The organism is Psychrobacillus sp. (assembly GCF_032154225.1).
Lineage (GTDB): Bacteria > Bacillota > Bacilli > Bacillales_A > Planococcaceae > Psychrobacillus.
Genome location: NZ_JALDYF010000006.1, coordinates 23,380 through 34,324 on the forward strand (window position 1 = coordinate 23,380; position 10,945 = coordinate 34,324).

General features: G+C 36.1%; 11 protein-coding genes. 10 read left to right on the forward strand and 1 reads right to left on the reverse strand.

Translation table 11 applies throughout. The features are described from left to right. Positions 1 to 15: 15 nt before the first annotated feature. Positions 16 to 564 carry a DUF3267 domain-containing protein gene (locus RUH95_RS09940; protein WP_313892714.1) on the reverse strand — a complete coding sequence of 183 codons (549 nt, stop codon included), beginning with the start codon at positions 562 to 564 and terminating at the stop codon, positions 16 to 18. Positions 565 to 733: 169 nt separating this feature from the next. Here RUH95_RS09940 and rpsF point away from each other — a divergent pair, with 169 nt between their 5' ends. The 10 genes from rpsF (at position 734) to yycF (ending at position 10,942) form a co-directional block, all read left to right on the forward strand. Next, positions 734 to 1,042: a 30S ribosomal protein S6 gene (gene rpsF, locus RUH95_RS09945; protein ID WP_090567343.1), complete on the forward strand. Its 309-nt coding sequence runs from the start codon at positions 734 to 736 to the stop codon at positions 1,040 to 1,042. Positions 1,043 to 1,081: 39 nt separating this feature from the next. After that, a complete protein-coding gene (gene ssb / locus RUH95_RS09950; protein ID WP_090567345.1) occupies positions 1,082 to 1,585 on the forward strand; it encodes a single-stranded DNA-binding protein in 504 nt (167 codons plus the stop codon). A 49-nt stretch (positions 1,586 to 1,634) separates the two neighbouring features. After that, the gene (gene rpsR / locus RUH95_RS09955) at positions 1,635 to 1,871 is read left to right on the forward strand and encodes a 30S ribosomal protein S18 (protein WP_313892715.1); all 237 of its coding nucleotides are present in this window, start codon (positions 1,635 to 1,637) and stop codon (positions 1,869 to 1,871) included. Positions 1,872 to 2,015: 144 nt separating this feature from the next. Further along, on the forward strand, positions 2,016 to 2,957 hold the full coding sequence (locus RUH95_RS09960; RefSeq protein WP_313892716.1) for a YybS family protein: 942 nt from the start codon (positions 2,016 to 2,018) through the stop codon (positions 2,955 to 2,957). A 12-nt stretch (positions 2,958 to 2,969) separates the two neighbouring features. After that, a complete protein-coding gene (locus RUH95_RS09965) occupies positions 2,970 to 4,946 on the forward strand; it encodes a GGDEF domain-containing protein (RefSeq protein WP_313892717.1) in 1,977 nt (658 codons plus the stop codon). Further along, a complete protein-coding gene (gene rplI, locus RUH95_RS09970; RefSeq protein WP_313892718.1) occupies positions 4,943 to 5,392 on the forward strand; it encodes a 50S ribosomal protein L9 in 450 nt (149 codons plus the stop codon). Before RUH95_RS09965 ends, rplI begins: the two co-directional genes overlap by 4 nt. Positions 5,393 to 5,404: 12 nt before the next feature. Continuing rightward, positions 5,405 to 6,763 (forward strand): replicative DNA helicase, encoded by a 1,359-nt coding sequence (gene dnaB / locus RUH95_RS09975; protein WP_313892719.1) that lies wholly within the window; start codon positions 5,405 to 5,407, stop codon positions 6,761 to 6,763. A 140-nt stretch (positions 6,764 to 6,903) separates the two neighbouring features. Continuing rightward, positions 6,904 to 8,190: an adenylosuccinate synthase gene (locus tag RUH95_RS09980; protein ID WP_313892720.1), complete on the forward strand. Its 1,287-nt coding sequence runs from the start codon at positions 6,904 to 6,906 to the stop codon at positions 8,188 to 8,190. 352 nt (positions 8,191 to 8,542) lie between these two features. Beyond that, entirely contained in the window at positions 8,543 to 10,018 is a 1,476-nt protein-coding gene (locus RUH95_RS09985) for a peptidoglycan DD-metalloendopeptidase family protein (RefSeq protein ID WP_313892721.1), read from the forward strand. A 219-nt stretch (positions 10,019 to 10,237) separates the two neighbouring features. Beyond that, positions 10,238 to 10,942, forward strand: coding sequence for a response regulator YycF (gene yycF, locus RUH95_RS09990; RefSeq protein ID WP_313892722.1), 705 nt, complete (start codon positions 10,238 to 10,240; stop codon positions 10,940 to 10,942). Positions 10,943 to 10,945: the final 3 nt, after the last annotated feature.

Consider the following 10,945-nt stretch of genomic DNA (forward strand, 5'->3'; position numbering starts at 1 on the left):
TAGCGATATCTATTGCTAACTCTTTTTTAATACGTATAATTTGGGTTTCTCTGGATCATCTTTAATATATACATCAGAAGGGTACTTACGCAATTCTTTGTACATAGCAAAGTCTCCTGCAGCTCCCGCGATTAACCAGGCACCTAAAATTATGAGCAACGGTGATCCAATCAAGTATCCAATCACCATTGGAGCAACTCCGGTTGTCCAAAATGGTAATAGTAAGGCTTTCTTCATAGCGTGATTTGGTAAAGGAAGAGAAGTAGTTGCATATGCAACCCCTAGTTTAAGATTAATGCCATAACTCACACTACTCCAAGGGACTTTACCAAAAAACCAAAATCCAATTAAATGAAAACATTCATGCAGAAATATAAGTACTACATATCCGATGAGGAAGAATAAAATATCTAGAAAAGTAAAACTAAATTCAGAGGTGCTATAAAGTAACGTGTAAATTAGCATGCCTACGAAGGATAATACAATGGTCATAATAAAACTTGACCAACCGACTTTTTTTAAATCAATTTCAATGATTGAAAAGATATTATCTTTCTGTCCCATCAATGACACCTCCATTTAAAATAAATATACATGAATAGAGAAAATAAAGGAACTTAGTTATTGAAGTTAGGAATGCACTGTGGTATAATTCATGGATGTGAGTAATGATATTACTTGCTCCTTGTCGACTGGCAACAGTTGACCAAAGACCATAGGGAGGTGTAAATAGATGAGAAAGTACGAATTAATGTACATTATTCAACCAGCAATTGAAGAAGATGCAAAGAAAGCTTTAGTAGAGCGTTTCCAAGAAATCTTAACTTCAAATGGTGCAGAAATCATCGAAGCAAAAGAGTGGGGTAAACGCCGCTTAGCTTATGAAATCAATGACTTGCGTGAAGGTTTCTACCAAATCGTTAAAGTAAATGCTGATTCAAAAGCAATCGATGAGTATACACGTTTAGCTAACATCAATGAAGACATTATCCGTCACATTGCTGTTCGTATCGACGATATTAAAGTTAAAGCAAAAAAATAAAATTGACTAAAAAAGCTGATCGAGGGAGGTTGTTTACTGATGATTAACCGTGTCGTTTTAGTTGGAAGACTAACAAAAGATCCGGAACTTCGCTACACACCAAGTGGTGTTGCAATGGCAAGATTTACACTAGCTGTAAATCGTACATTCTCCAACCAATCGGGTGAAAGAGAAGCTGATTTTATCAACTGTGTCGTTTGGAGAAAGCAAGCTGAAAACACAGCGAACTTCCTAAAAAAAGGAAGTTTAGCTGGAGTCGAAGGTCGCATTCAAACGGGTAGTTATGAAGGACAAGATGGAAAACGTGTTTATACGACAGACGTTGTTGCAGACAGCGTTCAGTTCTTAGAACCACGTAATAGCTCTGGAGAACGTAACCAAGGTGGACAATCATCTGGTGGCAACGGACAGCAGCAATTTTCAACACCTTCATATCAGCAAAACCAACCAATGAATCAGCAAAACTATACACGTGTAGATGAGGATCCTTTTTCTAATAGTAGTGGGCCAATCGAAGTATCGGATGACGATTTACCATTCTAAAAAGCATCACTTAGCATGTTTACTTTAATCGAAAAGGAGGCAACCAAATATGGCACCACGTCGCGGAGGCAAAAGACGCCGTAAAGTTTGTTACTTCACATCAAACAATATCATGCACATCGATTATAAAGATGTAGATTTGTTGAAAAAATTCGTGTCAGAACGTGGGAAAATTCTTCCACGTCGTGTGACAGGAACTAGTGCGAAGTACCAACGTAAGTTAACACGAGCTATCAAAGTATCTCGTATTATGGCATTACTACCATTCTCTACTGAAGAGAGATAAGTATATACATGGAAAAGACCGGGAAACCGGTCTTTTTTTTTATAACCAATTTTACTTAAACGATTAATCGTAAGTGATAGGAATTTTAGTTGTAGTTGAAATCTGTTACAATGGATAGATGATTACAACGAAGGAAGGTCCTTTATGCAAACGAATCAAACAAAGTTTATAACATCTGGAATCATGATGATTGCGCTATTTGCAATTATAATGGCATTTTCATTATACGTTCCATTCGTAGGTTTTCTTACGCTGTCTATTGTCTCCATACCAATTGCTTTGTATAGCTCTCAATTTGAACGAAAATATGCCATAGTTCTTGCAATAATGAGCGTAGCAATATCTTATATTATTGCTGGCGTTGTAGGTGTGGTTTTATCGCTGCTACTAGTAGTATTAGGTTTTATCATAGGTGATTCTATACGAAACGAGAAGTCAAAGCTATATATGTTAATGGCTTCTATTATTTCTTGGTTATTCATGATTACTGGGTTATACATAATTTCAATTTTAGTACTGAACGTGAACGTTTTGGAGAAACTTTTAGAGTCAGTTAAAATATACTACGAACAAACAGGGAAAATTATGTCTGCAGTTGGACAATTACCAGAAGCCTACAATGAAATGGTTGCTAGTAGTTTGCTGGCTATTCAAGCAAGCATGCCATTTTACTTTATTGCTTTCGTAGCTGTATTTGTATTCGTTATTTTGACGATTAATTTGTTTTTATTGAAAAAATTAAAAGTGCCAGTTCCAAAGTTTTCTAAGTTTATGAATTTTAGACTACCAAAAGCAGTGTTGTGGTATTATTTAATCGTATCCATCTTCTCTCTTTTCGTTTCTTTTGATGTTGGAACGTTTGGTTATGTGGCTGTTGTGAATGCAATGCTCATTTTGAGGATACTCCTATTTTTACAAGGGGTTTCGTTAATTCATTATTATTTTTATATACAAGGTTGGCCAAAATGGGCTGCTGTACTTGCGACGCTTCTTTCAGTACCGTTATTTACGTTTACTATAATATTAGGTGTATTTGACCTTGGATTTAAGGTAAGAAAGTTTTTGGAAGACAGGTACAAAAAATAAGGAGCTGATCAAGTGGCGTCTTTTTTTAGAAAACGACCAATTCGATATCCACTCGTTTTGTTTATGCTACTCGGTGTAGTTGCATCCTATTTACTTCTGTCTAGCAATATATTAGTCGGGTTACTATTTGCTTTGTTAGTTATAGGAGTGTCTATTTATTCATGGATACTTGAGCAGCGAGTGTATGAAGAAACAGAAAAACATATTGAAACACTTTCTTACCGAATGAAAAAAGTCGGCGAGGAAGCACTTTTAGAAATGCCTATAGGGATCATATTGATTAATGATCAATATGTCATTGAATGGGCAAATCCGTATATGACACAAAAGCTTCCATTCGATACGATTATTGGTGAGGGGCTTGTTTCTATATCTAAGGATTTTCAACAGCTCTTGAAGCAAGAAGATTCAAAAGAAATGACTATTTCTTTAGATGATAAGGACTACAAAGTATTTTATAAGGCAGAAGAAAAGCTTCTTTATTTCTTTGACATTACAGAACAAGTAGAAATGGAATCCTTGTATTATGGTGACCGTACGGTAATAGCTGTTTTGTTTATTGATAATTATGATGAAATAGCGCAAGGAATGGACGATCAAACAAGAGGACAGCTAAATAGCATAGTGACATCTTGTGTAAACAATTGGGGAGCACGGTACGGTATTTATGTAAAACGGATATCCTCGGATCGATTTTTAGCCGTCTATAACGAATCTATTTTAGTAGAATTGGAAAAAAGTAAGTTTTCTATACTAGATGATATAAGAGAAACGACTTCTAAATTTGGCTTCTCACTTACTTTGAGTGTTGGGGTAGGTGCAGGTTCAACGTCGCTTGTCGAGCTTGGAGAGTTAGCACAGTCTAGTCTTGACTTAGTATTAGGACGTGGTGGCGATCAAGTAGCGATTAAGCAACCAAGTGGAAAAGTGAAATTTTATGGTGGGAAAACAAATCCAGTGGAAAAAAGAACGCGAGTCCGCGCAAGGGTTATCTCCCATGCACTTCGTGATTTGATCCAAGATAGTGACCAGGTTTTTGTTATGGGACACAGGATGCCTGATATGGATGCAATTGGAGCAGCTGTTGGAGTAAGAAAAATGGCTGAAATGAATAAAGTTGAAGGTTATGTCATTATTGATTTTAATGAGCTAGACAAGAGTGTCCTTCGATTAATGGCTGAGATCAAGAAAAAACCAGAGTTGTTTTCACATTTTATAACGCCTGAAGAAGCGATGAATAAAATGACCGATAAAACGTTGTTAGTCGTTGTCGATACACATAAACCAAGTTTAGTAATTGAAGAAAAGTTACTTCAAAAAGCAGAAAAAATTGTTGTTATTGACCACCATAGAAGAGGAGAAGAGTTTATCTCTCCTACGATGCTTGTGTATATGGAGCCTTATGCTTCATCGACATCAGAGCTTGTAACAGAATTGATTGAGTATCAGCCGAAAAATGAGAAAATTAATATGTTAGAGGCTACTTCAATGCTTGCAGGCATAATTGTTGATACGAAAAGCTTTACACTACGTACAGGGGCTAGAACGTTTGAAGCAGCATCCTATTTACGCACTTTTGGTGCGGATACAGTACTTGTGCAACAATTGTTGAAAGAGGATATAGATACGTATATTGAGCGTTCTAAAATCGTTCAAACGGTTGAATTTTTCAAAGAAGGTATTGCCATTGGTCATGGACCTGAAAATGTATCTTACAGTCAAGTTCTACTTGCTCAAACTGCTGACATACTACTAACGATGAATGATGTTAGTGCTTCATTTGTCGTTGGACGGAAAAGTGATTCGTCTTTAGCGATAAGCGCGAGATCTCTTGGGGACATAAATGTACAGCTAGTTATGGAGAAGCTTAGTGGCGGAGGTCATTTAACAAATGCAGCTTGCCAACTAGAAAATGTAACAATAGAAGAAGCAATAGAAATGCTAAAACAAGCGATAGAAGAGACACTTGAAGGAGGAAAATCAGAATGAAAGTAGTATTTTTAAAAGACGTAAAAGGAAAAGGTAAAAAGGGAGAAATAAAAAATGTTGCAGATGGATATGCACATAACTTTTTACTAAAAAATAATCTAGCGGTGGAAGCAAACCAAGCAGCTATAAGTGCATTAGAAGGACAAAAGAAAAAATCAGAAAAAGAAGCAGCAGAAGAACTAGCTGAAGCTAAGAAGCTAAAAGAAACTTTAGAAAAGCTAACTGTTGAACTAAAAGCAAAATCAGGAAATGATGGTCGTTTGTTTGGTTCAATAACAACAAAACAAATTGCAGCACAATTAGAAAAAGTATCTGGTATTAAACTTGATAAACGTAAAATGGACTTAGAAGATGCTATTCGTGCACTTGGATACACAGATGTACCTGTTAAACTTCATCAAGAAGTAATGGCAACATTAAAAGTACATGTAACAGAAGAAGCGTAAGGAGAGAGGTAAATGAGCGATCCATTGTTGGACCGTGTGCCCCCGCATAACCAAGAAGCTGAACAATCTGTCATTGGAGCTATATTTTTAGAACCACAAGCATTAATAAATGCAGCAGAAATTATAATGCCGGAAGACTTTTATCGAGTTGCACATCAAATTATCTTTCAAACGATGATTCGATTAAGTGATCAAGGAAAAGCAATTGATGTTGTTACTGTAACGGAAGAATTATCTGCGAAAAAAGAATTAGAAGATGTCGGTGGTATTTCTTATATAAGCGAGATTGCAAATAGTGTTCCGACCGCAGCAAATATTAGTCACTATGCAAAAATTGTTGAAGAAAAATCAATTTTACGCCGATTAATTCGTGTAGCCACTACAATTGTAGAGGATGGATTTACAAGAGAAGATGAAGTCGAGGCTTTATTATCAGAAGCTGAACGAAAAATGATGGAAGTTGCCAGCAGAAAAAATGTTGGTGATTTTAAGCATATAAAAGATGTATTAGTGGAAACATATGATAACATCGAAAAACTTCACACAAGAAAAGGCGATGTAACAGGAGTTCCAACAGGATTTCGTGACTTGGATCGCATTACGGCTGGTTTCCAACGAAACGACTTAATCATTGTTGCAGCACGTCCATCTGTAGGGAAAACAGCTTTCGCCCTCAATGTTGCTCAAAATGTAGCAACAAAAACGGACGAAAATGTAGCCATCTTTAGTTTGGAGATGGGAGCAGAGCAGTTAGTAATGCGTATGCTTTGTGCAGAAGGAAATATTGATGCACAAGTACTGCGTACAGGATCACTCGAAGGAGAAGATTGGCGCAAGCTGACAATGGCAATGGGAAGCTTATCGAATGCAGGAATTTTTATCGATGATACTCCTGGTATTCGTGTAAATGAAATACGTTCCAAATGCCGCCGCCTACAACAGGAACACGGCTTAGGTATGATTATGATTGATTACTTACAGCTTATCCAAGGAAGTAGCAGTGGTGGACAAGCAAACCGTCAACAAGAGGTTTCTGAAATTTCGCGTTCACTTAAAGGGTTAGCACGTGAATTAAAAGTACCAGTTATAGCATTATCACAGCTTTCACGTGGAGTGGAGCAGCGACAAGATAAAAGACCAATGATGTCCGATTTACGTGAATCAGGTTCTATTGAGCAGGATGCGGATATTGTTTCGTTTTTATATCGAGAAGATTATTATGATAAAGAAACTGAAAATCAAAACATGATTGAAATAATCATTGCGAAGCAGCGTAATGGTCCAACAGGAACTGTTACATTAGCATTCGTGAAGGAATTCAATAAATTTGTAAATATAGACTGGAGTCAGCATCAATCTCCTCCAGCATAACAATAAACACGAACGATAAATGAATGTATCATTTATATGTTCGTGTTTTTTTGCTAAATTTATTGACCTTCCATTAATTTCTTGTTACAATTACACTGATTTTAATCAGGACATATATATGTCTGACGGAGGTGTTGGGAATGCCATCAGTAGTAGTAGTTGGTACACAATGGGGAGACGAAGGAAAAGGAAAGATTACAGACTTTCTATCCGAGAATTCAGAAGTAATTGCACGATACCAAGGCGGCAATAATGCGGGGCATACAATTATTTTTGGAGGAGAAACATATAAGCTTCACCTTATTCCTTCAGGTATTTTTTACAAAGATAAAGTCTCTGTTATAGGAAATGGCATGGTTGTAGATCCAAGAGCGCTAGTGAAAGAACTAAAAGGATTGCATGATCGTGGTGTAACTACAGAAAATCTACGCATTTCTAACCGAGCACATGTAATTCTTCCTTATCATATTAAACAAGATGAAAAGGAAGAAGCGCGTAGAGGGGCAAACAAAATCGGAACAACGGGTAAAGGGATTGGTCCAGCTTATATGGACAAAGCTGCACGTATTGGCATTCGAATTGCTGATCTGTTGGATTATGAAGTGTTCAAAGAAAAATTAGAACTGAATTTAGCCGAGAAAAATAGATTGTTCGAGAAGTTTTATGAAACAGAAGGCTTTACTGTGGAAGAAATTTTAGAAGAATTTTATGCTTACGGTCAAGAGATTGAACAATATGTAACAGATACTTCAAAAGTGTTAAACGATGCATTAGATGAAGGACGCCGCGTACTATTTGAAGGAGCACAAGGTGTAATGCTTGATATTGACCAAGGGACATACCCATTTGTTACTTCTTCTAATCCTGTTGCTGGAGGAGTTACAATAGGTGCTGGTGTTGGTCCAACAAAAATTTCCCATGTAGTTGGAGTATGCAAAGCCTATACATCGCGTGTAGGAGATGGGCCATTCCCAACTGAACTTTTTGATGAAATTGGCAATCAAATCCGCGAAGTCGGAAAAGAGTATGGAACAACAACAGGAAGACCACGTCGGATTGGGTGGTTTGATACAGTAGTTATTAGACATGCTAGCCGTGTTAGTGGCTTAACGGACTTAACAGTAAACTCGATTGATGTTTTGAGTGGATTAGAAACCGTTAAAATTTGTACAGCTTATGAGTATAAGGGAGAATTAATTACGGAGTATCCAGCAAATCTTCGTATGCTTGCAGAATGTAAACCAGTATATGAAGAACTGCCAGGTTGGAGCGAAGACATTACAAGTTGTAAATCACTTGATGAGTTACCAGAAACTGCTCGTCATTATTTAGAACGTATCTCTCAACTTACAGGAGTACAAATTTCTATTTTCTCAGTAGGACCAGATCGTACTCAAACAAATATTATTTCGAGCGTTTGGAGATAATTAAAGAAACAAAAAACGTCAAGAAGTTCTAACTTCTTGACGTTTTTTTTGAAATTAAGACAGCGTGAATTTATTAAAACCTTCAATTATTACAAATATAACAATGAATAAAGGACTTTTATGTATAAAATTTGGTTAATTTGGTGAAAGATTAAATAAGAAAGTCGAAAATGTATATCAAAAGAATTATTTTTTTGAAAATCACGCCATATTGTGGTAGGAAATGGAATGAATGATACATTTTCTTTACAATATGTAATAAAACTACACGTACCTATTACAAATGTGGTAAATTAGAAGAGCGTGAAAATTAGAAGTAATAATTTTTTATGAGTTTGGAAGGGGCTTTATCATGTTTTTGAAAAGAAAGAATGAAGAACAACGAGGAACTAAATTAGATGTTCTTTCAAACAGAAAGTCAAATATGATGAAAAAAGCAGCCATATCAATATTGCTTATTTCAAGTATATCTTTCAATATGGCTTTTGCCAAAGAAGGTGAAAGTGCCGGATTAAAAGAAATTTACCATGTGTACTCAAGTGGACAATACGTAGGTGCATTATCAGATAAAGATGCAATACAACAAATTGCAGATAAAAAAATTAAAAATTCAAGCTCCCAGTATGAGGACTTAACTTTAAAAGCAGGTTCAGGCTTGTCGATAGTACCTGAACAAGTATTTACATCTTCTACAAACGATGAAGCTACACTTAAAAAACTAGATGAATTAATTCAAGTAGAAGCAACAGCATTTGCATTATCTATCAATGACGAGATTGCCGTCTACGTCAAAGATTTAGTAGCTTATCAGGAAGCAATTCAGAAACTTAAACTGCATTTTATTTCAGAGGCTGAGTTGAACACACTGGAAGCACGAAAGAGTTCTAATGAGATTTTACCCGAATTAAAAGAAGATGAAACACGAATTTCAGATTTAATTTTAAGTGAAAAAGTTTCAGGCGTAACTGTTGATGTGAACCCTGAAAAAATTATTTCACCGGATGAAGCTGTAAAGCTATTACTAGATGGTACACTTGAACAGCAAGTATATGAAGTAGCTGCTGGAGATGTTTTAGGTGGAATTGCGAAAAAGCATAACTTAACTACAGCAGAACTTATCAATATAAATCCAGGTATTACAGATACGACTCTTCTACAAATAGGGCAACCTTTAAATGTAACAGTTTTAAAGCCACTTATTAAAGTAGAAGTACATTACGAGAAAAAAGCTGTTGAAGTAATGGAACATATGAAAAAAGTAGAAGAAACAGATGAGATGCCTAAAGGTGAGACAAAAGTGAAACAAGAAGGTTCAGATGGTAAGAGGGTTGCAACCTATCTTATTCGTAAAGAAAATGGTATTCAAGTTGGTCAAACTATGACATCTGAAACTATTTTGGTAGAACCAAAAGAACATATTGTACTAAAAGGAACAAAAGTTATCCCTTCTAGAGGATCAGGTTCTTTTGCTTGGCCTGCTCAAGGTGGGTATATTTCAAGTAAAATGGGTTATCGTTGGGGCCGTAAACATGAAGGTATCGATATTGCACGTCCAAGTGGCTTTACGATTAAAGCAACAGATAACGGAGTAGTAATAGCTGCTGGCTGGGATGGTACATATGGTCAAAGAGTTATTATCGATCATCAAAATGGATATAAAACTACTTATGCTCACATGTCTTCAATTAGTGTAAGTACGGGAGATATTGTTCCACAAGGATTTAAACTAGGTGTAATGGGAAGTACTGGCCGTTCTACAGGAACCCATTTGCATTTTGAAGTAGAGAAAAATGGTGCAACGATAAATCCAATGTCTGTTTTAAAATAATAATAATATGTAGAAGACGGTCACTAGTTTGGCCGTCTTTTTTTATATCATTAAGCAAGTAAAAAGATTGACGTAATATAAAATTTCCCGGGAAATAATAGAATAGTGAGTATTCCTTTAAGGATGCGGATAGATAAAAAGCATGTTAGAGTAAGAGAATAAATGTAAATATTAATTCGTTTAAATATATAGAGAATAGATAAGAGAGGGGTTTAGTTAATGAGCAAAAAAATATTAGTAGTGGATGATGAAAAGCCAATTGCAGATATCCTTCAGTTCAATTTGAAAAAAGAAGGGTACCAAGTTTACTGTGCTTATGATGGAGATGAAGCTATAAGAAAAGCTGAAGAAATTCAGCCTGATTTGATGCTGTTAGATATCATGCTTCCGAACAGAGATGGAATGGAAGTTTGTAGAGAGCTTAGAAAAAAGTATGATTTCCCAATCATTATGCTAACCGCAAAGGACTCTGAGATTGATAAAGTTTTAGGCTTAGAGCTTGGAGCAGATGATTACGTAACAAAACCATTTAGCACACGAGAGTTAATAGCACGTGTGAAAGCGAATATGAGAAGACATCAAACAGTACAGGATGATGCAGAAGTAGTAACAAATGATATTACGGTAGGACCATTAATCATACAGCCAGATGCTTATTTAGTATTAAAAAGAGATGAAACAATTGAATTAACGCATCGCGAATTTGAGTTGTTACATTACTTAGCAAAGCATATAGGCCAAGTCATGACGAGAGAGCATTTGCTACAAACAGTATGGGGTTATGATTATTTTGGAGATGTTCGTACTGTAGACGTAACGATTCGTCGTTTACGCGAGAAAATTGAAGATAATCCTAGTCATCCAACATGGATTGTCACTAGACGAGGCGTTGGCTACTATTTACGAAGTCCTGAACAGGAGTAGAAA